This window comes from Duganella sp. CF517, from assembly GCF_900110275.1.
GTDB lineage: Bacteria > Pseudomonadota > Gammaproteobacteria > Burkholderiales > Burkholderiaceae_D > Rugamonas.
On record NZ_FODC01000003.1, the window covers coordinates 562,358 to 582,171 of the forward strand.

At 62.7% G+C, this 19,814-nt stretch carries 20 protein-coding genes; 14 read left to right on the forward strand and 6 right to left on the reverse strand.

The features are described from left to right. Positions 1–64: 64 nt before the first annotated feature. Together BMX85_RS14125 and BMX85_RS14130 are read right to left on the reverse strand one after the other, a co-directional pair. Positions 65–700: a PEPxxWA-CTERM sorting domain-containing protein gene (locus BMX85_RS14125; RefSeq protein WP_090318989.1), complete on the reverse strand. Its 636-nt coding sequence runs from the start codon at positions 698–700 to the stop codon at positions 65–67. 195 nt (positions 701–895) lie between these two features. After that, positions 896–2,983 carry a 3-hydroxyacyl-CoA dehydrogenase NAD-binding domain-containing protein gene (locus tag BMX85_RS14130; protein WP_090318992.1) on the reverse strand — a complete coding sequence of 696 codons (2,088 nt, stop codon included), beginning with the start codon at positions 2,981–2,983 and terminating at the stop codon, positions 896–898. Between the two features lie 291 nt (positions 2,984–3,274). Between BMX85_RS14130 and BMX85_RS14135 the strand changes: the two genes are divergently transcribed. The 5 genes from BMX85_RS14135 (at position 3,275) to BMX85_RS14155 (ending at position 8,683) form a co-directional block, all read left to right on the forward strand. Continuing rightward, entirely contained in the window at positions 3,275–4,972 is a 1,698-nt protein-coding gene (locus tag BMX85_RS14135) for a methyl-accepting chemotaxis protein (RefSeq protein WP_090318995.1), read from the forward strand. Between the two features lie 19 nt (positions 4,973–4,991). Beyond that, on the forward strand, positions 4,992–5,819 hold the full coding sequence (locus BMX85_RS14140) for a CheR family methyltransferase (RefSeq protein ID WP_090320054.1): 828 nt from the start codon (positions 4,992–4,994) through the stop codon (positions 5,817–5,819). Beyond that, complete coding sequence (locus BMX85_RS14145; protein ID WP_090318998.1) at positions 5,816–6,391, forward strand: chemotaxis protein CheD; 576 nt, start codon at positions 5,816–5,818, stop codon at positions 6,389–6,391. Before BMX85_RS14140 ends, BMX85_RS14145 begins: the two co-directional genes overlap by 4 nt. Next, positions 6,378–7,922, forward strand: coding sequence for a chemotaxis protein CheW (locus BMX85_RS14150; protein WP_229210450.1), 1,545 nt, complete (start codon positions 6,378–6,380; stop codon positions 7,920–7,922). The genes BMX85_RS14145 and BMX85_RS14150 overlap by 14 nt, the downstream gene beginning before the upstream one ends. Before the next feature lie 65 nt (positions 7,923–7,987). Continuing rightward, on the forward strand, positions 7,988–8,683 hold the full coding sequence (locus BMX85_RS14155) for a DUF4197 domain-containing protein (protein ID WP_090319004.1): 696 nt from the start codon (positions 7,988–7,990) through the stop codon (positions 8,681–8,683). 93 nt (positions 8,684–8,776) lie between these two features. Here BMX85_RS14155 and BMX85_RS14160 read toward each other — a convergent pair whose 3' ends face one another. Then, positions 8,777–9,277: a hypothetical protein gene (locus tag BMX85_RS14160; RefSeq protein ID WP_143067979.1), complete on the reverse strand. Its 501-nt coding sequence runs from the start codon at positions 9,275–9,277 to the stop codon at positions 8,777–8,779. Positions 9,278–9,565: 288 nt separating this feature from the next. Here BMX85_RS14160 and BMX85_RS30495 point away from each other — a divergent pair, with 288 nt between their 5' ends. Both BMX85_RS30495 and BMX85_RS14170 read left to right on the forward strand, forming a co-directional pair. Then, positions 9,566–9,979, forward strand: coding sequence for a LytTR family DNA-binding domain-containing protein (locus BMX85_RS30495; protein WP_177196724.1), 414 nt, complete (start codon positions 9,566–9,568; stop codon positions 9,977–9,979). Then, the gene (locus BMX85_RS14170) at positions 9,973–11,067 is read left to right on the forward strand and encodes a S41 family peptidase (protein ID WP_090319011.1); all 1,095 of its coding nucleotides are present in this window, start codon (positions 9,973–9,975) and stop codon (positions 11,065–11,067) included. Before BMX85_RS30495 ends, BMX85_RS14170 begins: the two co-directional genes overlap by 7 nt. Positions 11,068–11,111: 44 nt before the next feature. On the opposite strand, the gene BMX85_RS14175 is transcribed toward BMX85_RS14170, so the two are convergent. Next, complete coding sequence (locus BMX85_RS14175; protein ID WP_090320057.1) at positions 11,112–11,351, reverse strand: hypothetical protein; 240 nt, start codon at positions 11,349–11,351, stop codon at positions 11,112–11,114. A gap of 120 nt (positions 11,352–11,471) precedes the next feature. Here BMX85_RS14175 and BMX85_RS14180 point away from each other — a divergent pair, with 120 nt between their 5' ends. After that, positions 11,472–12,854: an aminotransferase-like domain-containing protein gene (locus tag BMX85_RS14180; protein WP_090320061.1), complete on the forward strand. Its 1,383-nt coding sequence runs from the start codon at positions 11,472–11,474 to the stop codon at positions 12,852–12,854. A gap of 44 nt (positions 12,855–12,898) precedes the next feature. On the opposite strand, the gene BMX85_RS14185 is transcribed toward BMX85_RS14180, so the two are convergent. Continuing rightward, positions 12,899–14,572 carry a 3-(methylthio)propionyl-CoA ligase gene (locus tag BMX85_RS14185; protein ID WP_090319014.1) on the reverse strand — a complete coding sequence of 558 codons (1,674 nt, stop codon included), beginning with the start codon at positions 14,570–14,572 and terminating at the stop codon, positions 12,899–12,901. Positions 14,573–14,801: 229 nt separating this feature from the next. On the opposite strand from BMX85_RS14185, the gene BMX85_RS14190 reads away from it, so the two are divergent. The 6 genes from BMX85_RS14190 to BMX85_RS14215 all read left to right on the forward strand — a co-directional run bounded on the left by BMX85_RS14190 (position 14,802) and on the right by BMX85_RS14215 (position 19,301). Beyond that, positions 14,802–16,199, forward strand: a complete 1,398-nt coding sequence (locus BMX85_RS14190) for a protein adenylyltransferase SelO (protein WP_229210501.1) — start codon at positions 14,802–14,804, stop codon at positions 16,197–16,199. Between the two features lie 14 nt (positions 16,200–16,213). Then, positions 16,214–16,612: a peptide-methionine (R)-S-oxide reductase MsrB gene (gene msrB, locus BMX85_RS14195; RefSeq protein WP_090319019.1), complete on the forward strand. Its 399-nt coding sequence runs from the start codon at positions 16,214–16,216 to the stop codon at positions 16,610–16,612. A gap of 17 nt (positions 16,613–16,629) precedes the next feature. Then, positions 16,630–17,259, forward strand: a complete 630-nt coding sequence (locus tag BMX85_RS14200; protein ID WP_090319022.1) for a septation protein A — start codon at positions 16,630–16,632, stop codon at positions 17,257–17,259. Further along, positions 17,256–17,528, forward strand: a complete 273-nt coding sequence (locus BMX85_RS14205) for a BolA family protein (protein ID WP_090319025.1) — start codon at positions 17,256–17,258, stop codon at positions 17,526–17,528. The genes BMX85_RS14200 and BMX85_RS14205 overlap by 4 nt, the downstream gene beginning before the upstream one ends. A 120-nt stretch (positions 17,529–17,648) precedes the next feature. Further along, positions 17,649–18,425: a peptidylprolyl isomerase gene (locus BMX85_RS14210; protein WP_090319028.1), complete on the forward strand. Its 777-nt coding sequence runs from the start codon at positions 17,649–17,651 to the stop codon at positions 18,423–18,425. A gap of 99 nt (positions 18,426–18,524) precedes the next feature. Beyond that, positions 18,525–19,301, forward strand: coding sequence for a peptidylprolyl isomerase (locus BMX85_RS14215; RefSeq protein WP_090319031.1), 777 nt, complete (start codon positions 18,525–18,527; stop codon positions 19,299–19,301). A gap of 93 nt (positions 19,302–19,394) precedes the next feature. Here the strand turns inward: BMX85_RS14215 and BMX85_RS14220 are convergent, their stop codons facing one another. Then, positions 19,395–19,811, reverse strand: coding sequence for a YeeE/YedE family protein (locus BMX85_RS14220; protein ID WP_090319034.1), 417 nt, complete (start codon positions 19,809–19,811; stop codon positions 19,395–19,397). Positions 19,812–19,814: the final 3 nt, after the last annotated feature.

Here is a 19,814-nt window from a genome sequence, read left to right on the forward strand (position 1 = left end):
ACGCGCCGCCGAACGAAAAAAGGGCCGCCATCGCTGGCGGCCCCAAGGCTGAACCCACTTGTTATTATTTTGACTTGCGGCGACGCGCGATCGCGCCCACCAGTGCCAGGCCGCCCAACATCATGGCGTAGGTTTCCGGCTCCGGCACCGGCGCGACGGTGCTGTCGGTGAATTCGACGCGCAGGCCGGTCGGGTTGCCGCCGTTTTGCGCCCAGTTGGTGACCACGAAGTCCAGTTTGTTGACGCCGGCGACGAAGCCGCCGTGCGCGGCGAAGTCGTTCCAGCCGGTGAAGCCGCTGGCGCTGGAGATGGTCTGGTTATTCAGCAGGACCACCACCGAATTGTCGGCCGCCACGCGGGCGTTGAAGGCGGCGGTGCCGGCGTTGTAGCCGCTCAGGTCGAACGAAAGCGAGTACGTGTACGTGCCGGTGCTCCAGGCGTCGAAACTCTGCGCCTGGTCGGCGGTCGGCGTGATCCACTTGGAGCTGGCGTCGTTACCGATCCACGGGCTGATCGGCCACTGGTTGTTGTAGGTAATGACGGGCACGGTGCTGGTCGTGCTGGCCGAGCTGAGGGCGTAATGGGTGTCGGCCGTGCCGCTGGCGCCGACGCCGGTGTTGACCAGGCCGTTGATGGTGGCGGCGTGGGCGGTCGAGAGTGCGCCGATGGCCAGTGCTGCTGCGATGATGGTGCGTTTCATGTATGCCTCTAAAAATTTGGATGGTTGGGTGGTAACGTGGGACATCGATGGGGATGCCGGAGTGCTCACGCTGCGACTCGAACCGTTTTTTAGGGCTTCGATGAAAATTGTGCTTTCGAGAATTATACCCAGCTTTTAAAGAAAATGCTCACAGGCTATTAAATTTTCTTTATAGCATGTGAGCATCCGACAACATCAGCCGTTGAACGCCTTGCCCTCGTCAGCCAGCCGCACCAGCAGCGGCGCTGGTTTCCATGCCTCGCCGTGGTGGCCTCGGGCATACTTGTTGATGGCCGCCAGCACGTTCGGCAGTCCGACGGTATCGGCGTAGAACATCGGCCCGCCACGGAACAGCGGGAAGCCGTAGCCGGTCAAATACACCATGTCGATGTCGGACGCGCGCAGGGCGATGCCCTCGTCGAGGATGTTGGCCGCCTCGTTCACCAGCGCGTACACCAGCCGCTCGACGATCTCCTGGTCGCCGATCTTGCGCCGCGTGATGCCCAGCGCGGCCGAATGGGCGACGATCATCGCGTCGACCTCGGCGTTCGGGTAGGCCTTGCGGTCGCCCGGCTTGTAGTCGTACCAGCCGGCGCCGGTTTTCTGGCCGTAGCGGCCCATCTCGCACAGCAGGTCGGCGGTCTTCGAGTAGCTGATCTCCGGCCTCTCGACATAACGGCGCTTGCGGATCGCCCAGCCGATATCGTTGCCGGCCAGGTCGGCCATGCGGAACGGGCCCATCGCCCAGCCGAACTTCTCGGCGGCCTTGTCGACCTGTTCGGGCAAGGCGCCCTCCTCCAGCAGGAAACCGGCCTGGCGGCTGTACTGTTCGATCATGCGGTTGCCGATGAAGCCGTCGCACACGCCGGAGACGACACCGGTCTTCTTGAGCTTTTTCGACAGGGCCAGCGCCGTCGCCAGCACGTCCTTGCCGGTCTGCGCGCCGCGCACGATCTCGAGCAGCTTCATCACGTTGGCCGGGCTGAAGAAGTGCGTGCCGACGACGTCCTGCGGCCGCGTCGTGAAGCCGGCGATCCGGTCGACGTCCAAGGTCGAGGTGTTGGTGGCCAGGATCGCGCCCGGCTTCATCACCTCGTCGAGGCGACGGAACACCGCCTCCTTGACGCCCATCTCCTCGAACACGGCTTCGACCACGATATCGGCGCCGGCGATGTCCTCATAGGCCAAGGTGCCGCTGACCAGGGCCATGCGCTGGTCGAACTTCTCCTGCGTCAGCTTGCCCTTCTTCATGGTGTTCTCGTAATTCTTGCGGATCGTCGCCAGGCCCTTGTCGAGCGCCTCCTGCCTGGTCTCCAGCAGCTTGACCGGGATGCCGGCGTTGACGAAATTCATGGCGATGCCGCCGCCCATCATGCCGGCGCCGACCACGGCAGCCTGTTTGATGGCGCGCGTCGGGGTATCGGCCGGCACGTCCGGCACCTTGCTGGCGACGCGTTCGGCGAAGAACGCATGGCGCAGCGCCTTCGATTCGGTGGTCCCGATCAAATGCATGAAACGCTCGCGCTCGAACTTCATGCCGTCGTCGAACTTCATCGTCACCGAGGCGGCGACCGTCTCCACGCACTCGAGCGGGGCCGGGAACGGGCCGGCCATGGCCTTGACCGTGTTGCGCGAAAATTGCAGGAAGGCTTCGTGGTTCGGATAGTCGACCTTGCGCTCGCGCACCTTCGGCAGCGGGCGCACGTCGGCGATTTTTTCGGCGAAGGCGATGGCCGAGGCCAGCAGGTCGGCGTCGGCCGCGAACACCTCGTCGAACAGCGCGGTGCCGGCCAGCTTCTCGGAGGCGACCGGCGTGCCGGAGACGATCATGTTGAGCGCCATCTCCAGCCCCAGCACGCGCGGCAGGCGCTGCGTGCCGCCGGCGCCCGGCAGCAGGCCCAGCTTGACCTCGGGCAGCGCGATCTGCGCGCCCGGCATGGCGACCCGGTAGTGGCAGCCGAGCGAGAGCTCCAGGCCGCCGCCCATGCAGACCGTGTGGATCGCCGCCACCACCGGCTTGGTCGAGCCTTCGGCGGTGGCGATCAAGGTGTGCAGGCTGGGTTCGGCGAGCGCCTTGGGCGAATTGAATTCCTTGATGTCGGCGCCGCCCGAGAACGCCTTGCCGGCGCCGGTGATGACGATCGCCTTGACCGCGTCGTCGGCCAGCGCCTGCTGGATGGCCTTGACGGCGGCGGTGCGGGTCGCCAGGCCCAGGCCGTTGACCGGCGGATTGTTGAGGGTGACAACGGCGACGACGCCGTGGACTTGATATTCAGCGGTCATGTCTCTTCCTTATTGTTGTGTGAACGGAACGAAGCAACTATACCGTAAAAAAGAACGATCGTACCGGAAAATCGCGGCCGCGCGCGCCGGCTTTTGAATGCGGCGGCAGCGCTTTTAAATGCGGAGAAACGCCGGCCGCCAGTGGAAAATAAGTGACACGACGAAACTAAATTGAATCGCTCAGCTTGTCTTCCAGCTTAATAAAGGGAAATAATATAAAAGCCGCGCCGCCGATGCATCCAGCGCACAACATTATCTACCCATTATTATTATCTTATATATAGGATTTCTATGGACGCGCATACCCAGGCGATTCAATCAGGCGAGCAGGACTTACAAGCGATCAATGCGGCGCTGAACCGCGTGCAGGCGCTGATCGAATTCGATCTCGAAGGCATCATCCTGCATGCGAACGAGAATTTCCTGGCCACCGTCGGCTACACCCTGGCCGAAGTGCAGGGCCGCCACCACGCCATGTTCTGCGACCCCGAGTACGTCAAAACGGCCGAGTACAAGGAATTCTGGGCGCGCCTCGGCCGCGGCGAATACGACCGCGGCGACTACAAGCGCGTGGGCAAAGGCGGCCGCGAAGTGTGGATCAATGCGTCCTACAACCCGATCATCGACGCCGCCGGCAACGCCTACAAGATCATCAAGTTCGCCACCGTCATCACCGATACCAAGATCAAGAACGCCGAGTACGAGAGCAAGGTCGCGGCCATGTCCAAGGCGCAGGCGGTGATCGAGTTCGACATGACCGGCCACGTGCTGTGCGCCAACGACAACTTCCTCGACGTCATGGGCTACACCATCGACGACATTCGCGGCGAGCACCACCGGATGTTCTGCGAACCGGAATACGCGACCGGCTCCGACTATAAACGTTTCTGGCAAAAACTCAATCGCGGCGAATTCGATTCCGGCCGATATAAACGCATCGGTAATAATGGCAAAACAATATGGATACAGGCCACTTATAATCCCATCCTCGATTTAAATGGCAAACCGTATAAGGTGGTGAAATTCGCCAGCGATATTACCGCGCAGGTCAATCTGGAAGCGTCGGTCGCCGCCCAGGCCGCCTCGGACGGCGTCAAGATCAAGCGCCTGCTCGACTCGGTCGAGCGCGCCGCCTCCGGCGACCTGACCAGCACCATCGCCATCGACGGCGACGAACCGCTCGACCACCTGGCCGAGGGCATCAGCAAGATGATCGCCGACCTGCGCAAGGTCATCGGCGACGTGGTGGCCTCGGCCAACGGCTTCGCCGACGCCTCCACCACCATCGCCGACCGTTCCGGCAGCGTGGCGATGGGCACCCAGGCGCTGGGCGCCACGGTCGAGGAGATGAACGCCTCGATCGACGGCCTGACCAACTCGATCGACATCATCGCCGGCAACACCTCCAACGCCGACACCCTGGCCAAGGACACCCAGCGCGAGGCCGAGGCCGGCGCCAAGGCGGTGGCCAAGTCGATCGAGGCGATGGACCTGATCAACCGCTCGTCGGAGGACATCGGCGAGATCGTCAAGGTCATCAGCGAGATCGCCAACCAGACCAATATGCTGGCCTTCAACGCCGCCATCGAGGCCGCGCGCGCCGGCGAGCACGGCCTGGGCTTCTCGGTGGTGGCCGACGAGGTGCGCAAGCTGGCCGAGCGCTCCTCGCAGGCGACCAAGGAAATCTCCAAGCTGATCAACGAATCGGTCAAGCGCGTCTCGGCCGGCAGCGAAATCTCGCGCCAGGCCAGCGACGCCTTCGACAAGATCGTCGCCGGCGTGGCCAAGACCACGATGGCGATCTCCGACATCTCCAAGGCCACCAACGAGCAGCTGCTGACGGCGCGCGAAGTGAGCACGGCGGTGCAATACATCGCCGAGGAGGCGGAAAAAACCGCCGCCGCCTGCGACAGCATCGCCCGCTCGACCGAGGGGCTGAACGACCGTGCCGGCGACCTGAACAAAACCGTCGCCGGCTTCGTGGTCTAACGTGGACAACTGCGCGCGCATGCAACCGGCGACGCTGTCGGCGCTGATCGCGCTGGTGCGCGAGCACACCGGCATCGCCATGAGCGACCGCAAAAGCGTGTTGCTCGAGCGGCGCCTGCGGCCGCGGATGCTGGCGCTCGACATCGCCAGCTACCAGGGCTATGTGCAGCGGGTGCGCGACGACGACGCCGAGGTGGCGCATTTCATCGACCTGGTCACCACCAACGACACGCTGTTTTTCCGCACCCAGCACGTGTGGGACTACGTGGAGCGCGAGTTCCTGCCGCGCTGGTGGCGCGCACATCCGGACCGCACGCTGACGGTGTGGTCGGCGGCGGCCTCCAGCGGCGAGGAGCTGTACTCGCTGGCCATGCTGTGCGACCAGTTCGCGGCGCATGCGCCCGGGTTCCGCTACCGGATACTGGGCACCGACATCTCGCGCCAGATCCTGGCGCAGGCCGGCGCCGGCGACTACGCCGGGCGCTCGGTGGAGCGCCTGCTGGCCTCGCACCCGGATTGGGTGGCGAAATATTTCACGGCGCGCGGCGACAGCCTGCGGGTGGTCGACGCGCTCAAACGGCATGTCACGCTGGCCCAGCATAACCTGCTCAAGCCGCTGCGGCCGCCGTCGCCGTTCACGCATCAACAATTCGACCTCGTGTTCCTGCGTAACGTCCTGTTCTATTTCGACCAGGAACACCAACAGGCCGTGCTCCAGCAAGTCCGCCACAGTATGGCGCCCCAAGCCAGGTTGATCCTGGGAGAATCCGAATCGATCACAGGCCTCGATACCGCCTGGCAGTTCGAGCGGCCGTTGATCTACACGCTCGATAAGCCACCATCATGATCGCACTGCATCCCGCCATCGGCGACACCGTCGTCCTGCCCACCCTGGACTGGGACGGCCCCGAGGACATGGCCGGCCGCCTGGCCGGCCCGTTCCGCCACGTCGGCATCGGCGAACTGAAAATCGGCGGCCGCACCGAACAATTGAAAGTCCTGTTGGGCTCCTGCGTCGGCATCGCGCTGCTGTGGAAAAAGCGCGGGCGCTGCGGCCTGGCCCATTGCCTGCTGCCCGAGGCGGCCGTGCCGCAAGCCGAACCGGGCGCCCGCTACGTCAGCCATGCCGTGCCATCGCTGCTGCGCCTGATGGGCGCGACCACCGCCGACTACGCCGACATCGTGGTGGTGCTGGCCGGCGGCGGCATGATGCTCGACGCCTGTTCGTCGCGCTTCCAGATCGGCCAGCAAAACGCCGACGCCGCCCGCAAATACCTCAAGCTGTACGGCCTGAACGTGCTGGACTGCCGCGTCGGCGGCAAGACCGGCCGCACCCTGGCCGTCGATTGCGCCACCTGCAGCTACCAGATCGAAGACATCACCGCCCAGCCCCGGGAACGCCACCATGCACATGCTTGAACAACAAACGCCGGCCGCCGCCGGCCCGACCGAACTGTTCGGCTCCTTCGTGCTGGGCCCCGACGAATTCGCGCTGCCCGCGCTGTGCATCCGCGAAGTGGTCAATTTTCCCGAGAAGATGACCGCGCTGCCGCTGTCGCCGCCGTTTTTGGAAGGCATGTTCACCTTGCGCGGCAGCGTGATCCCGGTGGTCAACCTGGGGCGCGTGTTCAACCCGGACGCGCCGCCCGCCGAGCCGACGCACAAGATCGCCATCCTCGATTACGACGGCGTGCTGGTCGGCATCCTGTTCCACGCCACCGGCGAGATCCTGCGCGTGCGCGCCGAGCAGCGCAGCACCCTGAGCTACGCGTCCGGCGCAAGCCACGGCGTGGTGGCCGGCACCATTTTGCTCGAGGACGGCGCGCGGCTGTTGCAGGTCCTCGATCCGGCCGCGCTGGCGCGCATCGAAAACGTGCCGCAGGTGCTGGCGCTGCAAGGCGCGGGCCGCCAGGCGGCCCGCCGGCACCAGGGCGAGCGGCGCCAGTGCGTCAGCTTCCGCGTCGGCAGCTCGTCGTTCGCGCTGGAGATGGGCGCGATCCAGGAAATCATCCGCGTGCCGGAGATCCAGGCCTCGGTGCTCAACAGCGCATTGTGCCTGGGCCGCATCAACTTCCGTGGCAGCCCGGTGGCGGTGGTGTGCTTCCACACCTTGCTCACGCCGGGCGCCGCCAGCGCCGCGCCGCCGGGCGCGCGCGCCGTCCTGCCCGACCAGCGCGTGGTGATCGCCCGCATCGACGACGCCACCATCGGTTTCCTGGTCGATTCGGTCGACAACATCGTCAACTTCTTCAACGAAGAAATCATGCCGATCCCGATGCTGGGCAAAACGCGCGCCGGCATGTTCGGCGGCTGCATCTCCAAGCCGGACCTGGGCGACATCATCCTGCTGGAGCCGCGCCAGATCCTGTCGAGCGCCGAGATCGTGGCGATGCGCGTCGGCCACGCCAACCTGTATCCGAAGGACGAGGCGGGCGCCGCCGGCCCGGACGGCGGCCACGCGCGCCGCAACCAGCGCCAGGTCTACATCACCTTCGCGCTGGAGAACACGTACGCGGTCGAGATCAAGCAGGTGCGCGAGATCATCGACTATTCCGACGCCGTCACCCACGCGCCGGGCATGCCGCCGTTCATGCGCGGCATGCTCAACCTGCGCCAGCAGATGATCAGCGTGATCGACCTGCGCCAGCTGTACCAGATGGCGCCGGCGGCGCCGACCGGCCAGGCCAAGATCCTCGTCATCGAGCGCGGCCAGGACCGCTACGGCTTGCTGGTCGACGCCGTCGAGAACATCATGACCGTCCACGACAACCGCCGCTTCACCGCGCCCAAGATGATGCGCAACACCAGCGTCAACGACGGCCCGCGCGGCGAGATGGAAGAAGTGATCGACATCGAAGGCGAAGGCGACAGCCACAAGACGCTCAGCGTGTTCGAATGCGACCGCCTGCTGCAGCGTCTGGCGCGCGAGATGCCGGCACTGGCGGCTTGATACGGCGTCGGGTAAAGTGGCGGGGTGCCGGCGACCGCCGGTTCCGTCTTTTATCGAGGTTCTTCATGTCCGCCGCCACGTCCCTTCGCGCCATCGCCCTGCTCCCGCTGGGACTGATCGCCGCCAGCGCCTTCGCCATCTCCCTGTCCGATCTCAGCAACAAGGACGCCACCGGCGGCCTGAAGGCGGCGCTGGAGCAAGGCTCGAGCCTGGCCGTCGCCAAGCTGGGCGCCGAGAACGGCTTCCTGAACAATGAAAAGGTCCGCATCCAGCTGCCGAAAATCCTCGAGCAGGCGCGTCCGCTGCTGCAAATGACCGGCAAGGGCCGGAAACTCGACGAACTGGTGGTACAGATGAACCATGCCGCCGAAGCGGCCGTGCCGATGGCCAAGCCGTTGTTGATCGATGCGGTCAAGTCGATGAGCGTGACCGACGCCAAGAACATCCTGACGGGCGGCCAGACGTCGGTCACCGATTTCTTCCGCGAGAAGACATCGGCCAGGTTGGCGGTGCAATTCCTGCCGATCGTGAAAAAGGTCACGGACCGCTCCAAACTGTCGACCCAATACAATTCCACGATGGCGATGGCGCCGACCATGGGCCTGGTGTCGGAAGATCAGCGAACGGTCGAAGGTTATGTGACCAAGCGCGCGCTCGACGGGCTGTACACGATGATCGGCGAGGAAGAGAAAGCCATCCGTGCCGATCCGCTGGGGGCCGGCAGCAAGCTGATTGGCAAGGTGTTTGGCGCGATCAAGTAGGGCGGCATGCGCCGCCCCGCTCTCGTACATCGTGCAGCGTACATCGCGCCTGAGTTCCGCCCGGCGGATCATCCGCGGGCGCGCTTGATGACATCAGTTTCTGTTTTTAAAGTTGATGCGGCCGCTTAGTTTCATCGTGCCTTGGCCGGTGCTGATGTCTTCCGAGCCGGTCATGTTGCCGCCGCCGCTGGCCCTGCTGAATTTTCCCGTGCCGCCAGTCACTTGGAACGTAGCGCCGCTAAATACGAAATTCGACCCTACGCCGGTCGGCACGAACTGGCCGCTGTAGTCGGCGAAGATCTGGTCGCCGGCGACTGTGAGGACAATCAGCTTGCCGGCGCTGAACGTAAACAACGGACCGTTTTGAGTGATGCAATCGCTGGAGATGAAGGCCACCGGACCGGTCAGGGCGCCTTCGCCACGCCCGATGATCACGCCGCCGAACTTGGACGGACAGCGCAGCGACGGGCCAGGGGTCTCCGTCAGTACGCCGCTGATTTCCATTGGCATAGTAACGAAGGAATCAGCCATCGACGCGTTGGAAATAGCGAGCCAAAGGGCGCCGGCAGCGGCGCGCAGGAGCAATGTATTCATCGGGAATCTTTCGGGAGGGGGAATTCCCAATCATAAGACTTCATTATAAAAATGACAATCAAGCATTGCCATTTTGTTGTTATTCCGCTCATCTTCCCACTCGTTCCCTACCCCTAAACCCGCTTGCCGCAATTCATGCACGGGTCGCCGCAAACGACTCGACCGCCGCCATGCCATCATCTAGAGTGAACGCTTTCCTGCTTCTGGACCTTCCATGACCGTATTGCTTTCCATCCGCTGGATGACTGATACGCTACAATTGCAGAATTGCATTTCTGGAAACCCAGCGTGAAAGTCGAAACCCCTCTTCTCGTTCCCGTGCTGGCCGCATTGCCGGTCTCGGCCTGCATGGTCATTCTGGGCCTGCCGGCCGCCAGCGATCACTATATCGTCGCCTTTCGTACGCTGTTTCTGGTCGCTTGCCTGCTATGGCTGGTTCCGCTGACCTTGCTTCAGCGGGCCATGTGGCGCCGCGATTGGTCCTGGCTGCGCATGGGCTCGATACTGCTGGCAACCACTTACGCCATGGATGACATGATTGCCGAACTGCGTACGCTGACCAACCGCGACGCCATGCTGCGCTTGCGCGATGGCAGCGAACTGCGTGCCAGCCGCTGCTACATGCCGGCGCTGACGGAAGCGCTGCGGCACCTCAACGCAAAAAAATCGATTCGTAGTCCGACCTGGAGGCATGTATGTTAAGTAGCAAGAAGCTGGTTGTGTCTGGTGTGCTGGGTGCGCTGTTATCTTTTCCCGTCTTCGCGGCGGAAGACACCCCGTTGAACGCGGCTGATCGCGCTGCGATCGTGCAGACATTGGCCGCGAAAATCAACGCGAATTACATCGATCCGACGAAGGCCGGTTCCATCGGCACTGCGATCATCCGGAAAAATTCGGAGGGAGGCTATACGTCCGCCGTCGGCGCGACGGCATTCAGTGCCGCGTTGAAGCAGGACTTACGCGAATTCAGCGGCGACATGCATTTTGGCGCCGGGCGTTATGAGGGCTTCAACGAGTCCAGCGGTCCCGAGGAGGCGCCAAGCCGCGCCGTGATAGACGAACGGCGTAACGCGGCCGCGCGGCGCGGCTACGAGATCGAGAAAATCGAACGCCTTCCCGGCAATATCGGCTACATCGAGTTGCGCCGCTTCGCCGGCGTGGAATACGTCGGCGCGGCGTATGCGGCGGCGCTATCGCTGCTGTCGGGAACGGATGCGCTGATCCTCGACCTGCGCCGCAACGGCGGCGGCGATCCGGCCAGCGTGGCTTACCTGATGAGTCATTTCCTCCCGGCGGGCGACCTGCGGCACCTGAACGATATTTATGATCGCCAGACCGACACGACGCGCCAGATCTGGACCGTGCCGACGTTTGCGCAGCGTTACGAGAAGCCGGTATATGTGCTGATCTCGGCTCGAACAGGTTCCGCCGCGGAGGACTGCGCCTATAATTTTCAGGCGCTGAAGCGTGGCACCCTGGTTGGCGAAACCACCCTCGGCGCTTCCAATCCCAATAATTGGTTCAGCGTGGGACACGACATCGCGGTCTCGATCCCGACGGCGCGCGTGACCAATTTCATCACTAAAACCAACTGGGAAAATGTCGGCGTGAAACCGGACGTCGCCGTGCCCGCGGCGCAGGCGCTGCAGTGGGCACATGTCGCGATCCTGCGCGATTTGGTGTCCGCCGTTAAGACCGATAACGAGCGCACGGAACTGCGACGCCTTCTCACCATGGCGGAGAAGGGAGAAACGGAAAAGCCCGACTATACCCGCAAACGCGAGCGTTGATTGACCGGCCTTGACATCCTCGAAGCCGTCAAGACCGACGGCTTCTAAGGGAAGGTCAAATCCATGCCGAGCATCCTGACGACGATGAACGTGACCAGTCCCAGCCCGAGCAGCGACGCCACGAACACTGCGGCCACCGTGCCGCCGGCGCGCAGCACCGCGCGCGTCTCTTTCTTCCTTCCCTTCTTGCCCTGATCGTAATGCCATTTGATGGCGTAGAACATTCCCGTGCCGAGCACGAAAACCTTGAAGATAACGAAGACTATCGGGATCCAATCCGTCATTTTGAGTATTTCCTGGCTGTTACTTGACACTAAGTGGAAGTGCGCGTTGCCGCACGTTATGATGCATACTACTTTAAAACAATTTCCATACATCGAGACAAAGTGTCCCAGTTGAAAACCATACAAGGCGACGATGTACCGGTCTGGTTGCCGCGATTGGCGGCGCACGGCGGCCCGCGTTTTTTGCAGATCGCGGACGCGTTGCAGGCGGCGGTGCTCAATGGAGCGCTGAAACCGGGTGACCGCCTGCCTCCGCAGCGCCAGTTGGCGGGCCAGCTGGACGTCGACCTGACGACGGTCACGCGCGCCTACGATGAAGCCAGGCGCCGCAACTTGCTCGAGGGCCGTGGCGCCCGCGGCACTTATGTCGCGGCGCCGAAAGTCGAGTTGACTTCGATCCTCGACCTAAGCATGAATACGCCGCCACCGCCGGCCGGCGTGGACTTCGACGACATGCTGAAGCAAGGTTTATCCCAAGTACTGATGCGGGCGGATACGGATTTGCTGATGGGTTACCACCTGGGCGGCGGGAGCGACTCCGACCGCAAGGCCGGCGCCAGGTGGCTGGCGCCGATGTTCGGACACCTGGATGCTCGACAGATTGTCGTCTGTCCGGGTGCGCAAGCGGCGATCGCCGCGTTGATGCTTGCGCTGACGGAGCCCGGCGATGTGATCCTGGCGGAGCCCAGCACCTATCCCGGCTTGCTTGCGGCGGCGGCCCAATTCGGCCGGCACATCGTCGCGGTGGAAGCGGACCAGCACGGGATGGTGCCCGGGTTATTTGAGGAAGCGTGCCGCCGGCACAAGCCCGGGCTGGTCTACCTCAACCCGACATTGCAGAATCCAACCGCCATCACCATTCCCGCAAGCCGGCGCAAGGAGCTGGCCGGCATCGCGAAGCGCTGCGCTGTGCGCATCGTCGAGGACGATCCCTACTGGCTGCTTGCCGATGCCCCGCCGCCACCGATCGCCACGTTCGCCCCGGAACAGGTGTTCTACATTTCCACGCTGTCGAAGTGCCTGACACCCGGCTTGCGCGTCGCCTTCGTGCTGGTACGCGACGCTGGCGAACGCGGACGCTTCCTGGCCGCGCTCAGGTCATTTGCGCTGATGGCCGCGCCTCTGACGGCCGCGCTGGCCACCCAGTGGATACTCGACGGTTCGGCCGACCAATTGATGCAAGGCGTACGCAACGAGGCGCGCCTGCGCCACCGGATGGCGCGGGATATTCTGGCGGGCCGCTACAGCGGCGCCGGCGACGGCCTGCACGTGTGGCTTGAGCTGCCGGCCTACTGGAACTCCCCGCAGCTTGCGCGCGCAGCGGACAGCGAAGGCATCGCCGTCACGCCGGCGGAGGTATTCGCCACAGGCAGCGTTTCCGTTAACGCGATTCGAATCTGTTTGGGTAGCATCAAGGACCGTGGCCGCTTGCAAGCGGGTCTTCAACGGCTGTCCCATTTGCTTGCGCGGCGACCCGACTCGTTCAGCACTGCCGTGGTTTAGTGGTTTGGGAACCCCGTGCGTCACGCGTGCGCTCTCTCGACAACTCAAACCGTCGGCAACTTGTAGTCCCTGTACTGCTCGCGCAGCTTGTTTTTCTGGATTTTGCCGGTACCGCCGACGGGTAGGGCTTCGGCGAATACAACGTCGTCCGGCAACCACCATTTGGCCACCTTGCCCGTGAAGTGCGCGAGCAGCTCGTCGCGGCTCACCTGCTGCCCCGGCCGCAACACCACCACCAGCAAAGGGCGCTCATCCCACTTCGGATGCGCCACGCCGATGCACGCCGCCTGCATTACCGCCGGATGCGCCATGGCGACGTTTTCCAGGTCGATGGTGCCGATCCACTCGCCGCCGGATTTGATCACGTCCTTGCTACGATCGGTGATCTGCATGAAGCCGTCGGCGTCGATGGTGGCCACGTCGCCGGTCGGGAACCAGCCGTCCTCCAGCACGTCGCCACCCTCGTGCTTGAAGTAGCTCGCCAGCACCCATGGCCCTTTGACCAGCAAATGCCCGTAACTGACGCCATCCCACGGCAATTCCTTGTCATCGTCGTCCACGATCTTCATGTCCACGCCGAAAATCGCGTGCCCCTGCTTTTGCAGGATGGCGCGCTGCTGTTCCTTCGGCAGTTCGGTGTGCTTGCTGAGCAAGCCGCCGGTGGTGCCGAGCGGCGACATTTCCGTCATGCCCCAGCCGTGGATGACCTCGACGCCGAAGTCGTCGATCAAGGTGTTCATCATCGCCGGCGGGCAGGCCGAGCCGCCGATCACGGTGCGGCGGAAGGTCGAGAACTTGAGCTTGTTTTGCAGCGCATAATTGATCAGCCCCAGCCAAACGGTCGGCACGCCGGCCGAGAACGTCACGCGCTCGCTCTCGAACAGCTCGTAGACCGATTTGCCGTCCAGCGCGGCGCCGGGGAACACCATCTTGGCGCCCGACAGCGGCACCGAGTACGGCAGTCCCCAGGCGTTGACGTGAAACATCGGCACGACCGGCATCACCACGTCGCGGGAGGAGACGTTGAGCGCGTTCGGCATCGCCGACGCGTAGGCGTGCAGCACCGTCGAGCGGTGCGAATACAGCGCGCCCTTCGGATTGCCGGTGGTGCCGGAGGTGTAGCACAAGGTGGCGGCCGTGTTCTCGTCGAATTGCGGCCAGGCGTAGTCGTCCGAGTGGCCGTTGATCAGGTCTTCGTAGCACAGCAGATTGGGGATGTTGGTAGCGGCCGGCATGCGGTCGGCGTCGCCCAGCAGGATGAAGCCCTTGACCGTCTTGCAATGGGGCGCGATGGCCTCAACTAGGGGCAGGAAACAGAAATCGAACAGCAGATACTGGTCCTCGGCGTGGTTGCAGATGTAGGCCAGTTGTTCCGGATGCAGACGCGGATTGATTGTGTGCAAGACGGCGCCGGAACCGGAGACGCCGTAGTACGCTTCCAGATGGCGGTAGCCGTTCCATGCCAGCGTGGCCACCCGCTCGCCCTGTGCCACGCCGAGCCCGTGCAGCGCGTTGGCCAGCCGTTTGGCGCGCCGGTGGCATTCGCGGAAGGTGTAGCGGTGCAGGTCGCCCTCCACCCGCCGCGAGACGATTTCGCTGCCACCGTAGTGTCGGGCGGCAAATTCGATGATGCTGGAGATCAGCAAGGGCTGGCTCATCATTTGCCCCATCAACGGCGCCGGGGCAGCCGCTGGATTCTCCGAACGATTGAATTGCATGACACGCTCCGCAACATGGTTATTTATGCAAACCAGTGTGGACGGACGGTACAAGCACCGTCAACGGTTTTCGATGCTGCAATGCAGCAGGTGGCGCCTGCGGTAAAATCATCGACATTCGGCGGGTAGCCCCGCCAAGCCTATTTGAACGGACACTATTATTACTGCTTCCAATCTGCCGCTGGACAATTCATTTGCGTCCTTGCCGCCCGCGTTTTACACCCGGCTGATGCCGACCCCGCTGCCCGCGCCGTATCTGGTCGCCGTCAGCGGGCCTGCCGCCGCACTGATCGGCCAGACGCCTGCGGGACTGTCCGCCGACGTCGATATTCTGATCGGCAACGCCGTGCCGGAGCGCTCGCTGCCGCTGGCGGCCGTCTATTCCGGCCACCAGTTCGGCGTCTGGGCCGGCCAGCTCGGCGACGGCCGCGCGATCCTGTTCGGCGAGGTCGCCAGCGCCGACGGTCCGCTGGAACTGCAATGGAAAGGCGCCGGCATGACGCCCTATTCGCGCATGGGCGACGGCCGCGCCGTATTGCGCTCGTCGATCCGCGAGTTCCTGTGCTCGGAAGCGATGCACTCGCTGGGCATTCCGACCTCGCGCGCGCTGTCGGTCGCCGGCTCGGACCAGGGCGTGATGCGCGAAACCGTCGAAACTTCGGCCGTCGTGGTGCGCATGGCGCCCAGCTTCGTGCGCTTCGGCTCGTTCGAGCACTGGTTCTACCGCAACAAGCCGGACGAGCTGAAAGTGCTGGCCGACTATGTCATCGACCGTTTTTATCCGGCGCTGCGCGCCGAGGACAACCCGTATGTCGGCCTGCTGCGAGAGGTCTCCATCCGCACCGCGCACATGATCGCGCACTGGCAGGCGGTCGGCTTCATGCACGGCGTGATGAACACCGACAATATGTCGATCCTCGGATTGACGATCGACTACGGGCCGTTCGGCTTCATGGAAGCGTTCGATCCCGACCATATCTGCAATCACACCGACCAACAAGGCCGCTACTCGTACACCAACCAGCCGCAGGTGGGCCACTGGAACTGCTACGCGCTGGGCCAGGCGCTGCTGCCGCTGATCGGCGAGGTCGATGCCGCACAGGCCGCGCTGGACGTCTACCAGCCCGCGTTCGCGGCCAAGCTCGACGAGCTGCTGCACGCCAAGCTGGGGCTGAACCGGCTGGCGCAACACGACGACGCCGACCGCGCGCTGCTCGACGCCATGTTCGCGCTAATGCAAGCCAACGGCGTCGATTTCACCCTCTTCTTCCGCCGTCTGGGCGGCCTGAAAGTAGCCGACGCCAGCGCCGACGAGCCGCTGCGCGATTTGTTCATCGACCGTCCCGCCTTCGACACCTGGGCCGGCCGGTACCGCGAGCGCTTGCGCGCCGAAGCGAGCGACGATGCGCTACGCCAGCTTGCGATGAACAAAATCAACCCCAAATATGTGCTGCGTAACTATCTGGCGCAGGTGGCCATCGAGAAAGCGCAAAACAAGGACTTTTCCGAAGTGGAGCGCCTGCTGGCGGTATTGCAGCGCCCGTACGACGAGCAGCCCGAGCACGACCACTACGCCGCTTTGCCGCCGGACTGGGCAAGCCATCTCGAAGTTAGCTGTTCTTCTTAAGCGAGCACCAATCCATGACCAATAAAGTAACCAAATCCGACGCCGAATGGCGCGACATGCTGGACCCGATGGAATATCAAGTGACGCGCCATGCCGCCACCGAGCGTGCGTTCACGGGCAAATTCTGGGATCATCACGAGCACGGCATCTACACCTGCGTGTGCTGCGACACGCCGCTGTTCCGTTCCGACGCCAAGTTCGATTCCGGCTGCGGCTGGCCGAGCTATTTCGAAGCGCTGGACCCGGCCAATGTGATCGAGAAAACCGACCGAACCCATGGTATGCTGCGCACCGAAATCATTTGCGCGGTATGCGATGCCCACCTGGGCCACGTGTTCCCGGACGGCCCGCCGCCGACCGGCCTGCGCTATTGCATCAATTCGGCCTCTTTGCGATTCGATCCACAAGACTAACCACGCTATAAGACACCATGAAATTTCTGTTCGACTTTTTGCCGGTCCTGCTGTTCTTCGGCGCCTACAAGCTCTCCGGCGCCAACGCCGAGGCCTCGCAGCACTTCATCAACACATATCTGAGCGGCATCATCTCCGGCGGTTCGGTCACGGCGGACCAGTCGCCGATCGTGCTGGCCACGCTGGTCGGCATCATCGGCACGATCGCCCAGATCGCCTATCTGAAGCTGCGCGGTCAAAAAGTCGAATTTCTGATGTGGTTCTCGCTGGGCATGTTTGTGTTTTTCGGCGGGCTGACGATTTACCTGCACGATGAAGTATTCATCAAATGGAAACTGAGTATCGTCTATTGGTTCTTCGCCGTCGGTTTGCTGGTCAGCGAATTCGTCTTTAAAAAGAATCTGATGCGCAAATCGATGGGCGAAATCATCGAGTTGCCCGATGTGATCTGGTCGCGCCTCAACCTCGCGTGGATTAGTTTCTTCACCGCCATGGGCATCCTCAATTGGTATGTCGCCTTCGTGCTCTTTAAAGGCGATACCAGCGCCTGGGTCAGCTTCAAGGCCTTCGGCTCGACGGCCATCATGTTTGTGTTTATCGTTGGGCAGACGATTTATTTGTCGCGCCATATGAAGGATCCGACATGAGCGATACCCGCATGGACCGCATGCGCGGCCGCTTCCAGGCCGCGCTGTCGCCGGTGGAATTGGTGCTGGAAGACGATTCCGCGATGCACGCCGGACACGCCGGCGCCGCTTCCGGCGGCGCTCATTACAATGTCAGAATCGTTTCGTTACAATTCGAGGGCCTGAAACTCGTCACAAGACATCGACTCGTGTATGATTCCGTGCACGATATGATGCATAGTGAAATACATGCATTGGCCATTACCGCATTGGCTCCGTCCGAAGTATGATGTAGCGCCCGGCGAGGAGCGGTCCTATCGGTTTCAAGAATAACTGAACACAAAGACAGATAGCTGATCCAACTCCTTCCAGGCAATTTCGCTAAAACTTTCCCCTTACAGGAATTAATAATGACTTTCAAGCCAGCCAGTTTGCTGATCGCACTTCTCGTTGTCGCCGTGCCTGCATTCGCACAGAACGTTGCCGTTGTTAATGGCAAAGCCATCCCAACTTCGCGCGTCGAAGCCGTCGTCAAGCAAGTCGTGGCCCAAGGCCAGCAGCCGGACTCGCCGCAACTGCGCGACCTGATCAAGAAAGACCTGATCGGCCGTGAAGTGATGATGCAGGAAGCGGAAAAACAAGGTTTCGGCAAGGATGCCGCGGTGAAGGCGCAGATCGACAACGCCCGCCAGGCCATCATCATCAACGCGATGATCGCCGACTACATCAAGAAGAACCCGATCGCCGACGCCGACATCAAGGCCGAGTACGACCGCTTCACGAAGCAGGCCGGCGACAAGGAATACCACGTGCGTCACATCCTGACCGCCACCGAAGCCGAAGCCAACGACGTGATCGCCAAGCTCAAAGCCGGCGCCAAGTTCGAAGATCTGGCCAAAACGTCGAAAGACACCGGTTCGGCTGCCAACGGCGGCGATCTGGACTGGGCCTCGCCTTCGTCCTTCCCGCCAGCGTTCTCGGCCGCCTTTGTGGCCCTGCAAAAAGGTGCCGTGACCGAAAAGCCGGTGCAGACCCCGAACGGTTTCCACGTCATCAAGGTCGACGACATCCGTCCGGCCAAGCTGCCGACCCTGGAAGAAGTCAAGCCGCAGATTTCCGAAGCGCTGGCGCAGAAGAAGCTGCAGGCGTACCAGGAAGAACTGGTCAAGAAAGCAAAAGTGCAGTAATGTTATAAAAGGCGGCGCCCTGCGGGGCGCCGTTTTTGATTCTGCGTTGGTACAATGCACCGCCGAGTGCGATTTCTTGTTTTTTTATAGGATTTAATAATGATGTTGAAGCCAGCCCGTCTGTTGTTAGCACTGATCGCTGTCGTTGCAGCCCCGGTTTTCGCGCAAAACGCCGCGACCGTCAATGGCAAGGCTATTCCTGCCGCCAAGGTAGACCAGATGGTCAAACAAGTGGTCGCCCAGGGCCAGCAGCCCGACAGCCCGCAACTGCGCGAAATGGTCAAGAAGGAACTGATCGGCCGCGAAGTGCTGCTGCAGGAAGCCAGCAAGCAGGGCTATGGCGCCAAGCCGGAAGTGAAGTCGGCCATCGACAACGCCGCGCAGAGCATCACCATCAATGCCATGCTGGCCGACTACGTCAAGAAGAACCCGGTCAAGGATGCTGAAATCCAGGCCGAATACGACAAGTACAAAGCCGCCGTCGGCGACAAGGAATACCACTCGCGCCACATCCTGGTCGCGACCGAGCAGGAAGCCAAGGACATCATCGCCAAGCTGAAAGCCGGCGGCAAGTTCGAAGAACTGGCCAAGGTATCGAAAGACGGTTCGGCCAACAACGGTGGCGATCTGGGCTGGATGACGCCCGCCAAGCTGGTCAAGCCTTTCGCTGACGCCATGGTCGCCCTGAAACCAGGCGCGATCACCGAGACCCCGGTCAAGACCGAGTTCGGCTACCACGTCATCAAGCTGGAAGAGTCGCGCGCGACCAAGCTGCCGGCGCTGGCCGAGGTCAAGGGCCAGGTTTCCGAAGCCCTGCAACAGAAAAAGATCGCCGCCTACCGCGACGAACTGATCAAGAAAGCCAAGGTCCAGTAACACTGGCAGGCTTGAACGGGGCGGCCCGGCCGCCCCGCTTGCATGGAACGCCCGATGCGGTTTATCGGGCGTTTTGCTTTTCAGGCAACACTTTCACGCGGCGGTGCGCCGGCGCCATTCGAACAGGCCCATGCCGGCCAGCATGGCCAACACGAACAACAGCGCTTTGGGTTGCAGCATACCCACGCCGACCAGCGCCGGGCCGGGACAAAAGCCGGCGATGCCCCAGCCGATCCCGAACAGCAGCGATCCGATCACCAGAGGCCGGTCGATGCGGCGCGCCGTGGGCAGCGTGATCGGCGCGCCGAATGGCGTCTGCTTGCGCCGGGCGGCCGCCGCGAAGCCGACGAACGCCACGCCAATCGCGCCGCCCATGACGAACATCAGCGACGGGTCCCAGGCGCCGGCGAGGTCGAGAAAACCAAGCACCTTGGCGGGATTGGCCATTCCGGAAATTATCAGGCCGATGCCAAACACCAGTCCGGCCAGTAAAGCGGTGAATATAGGCATGCT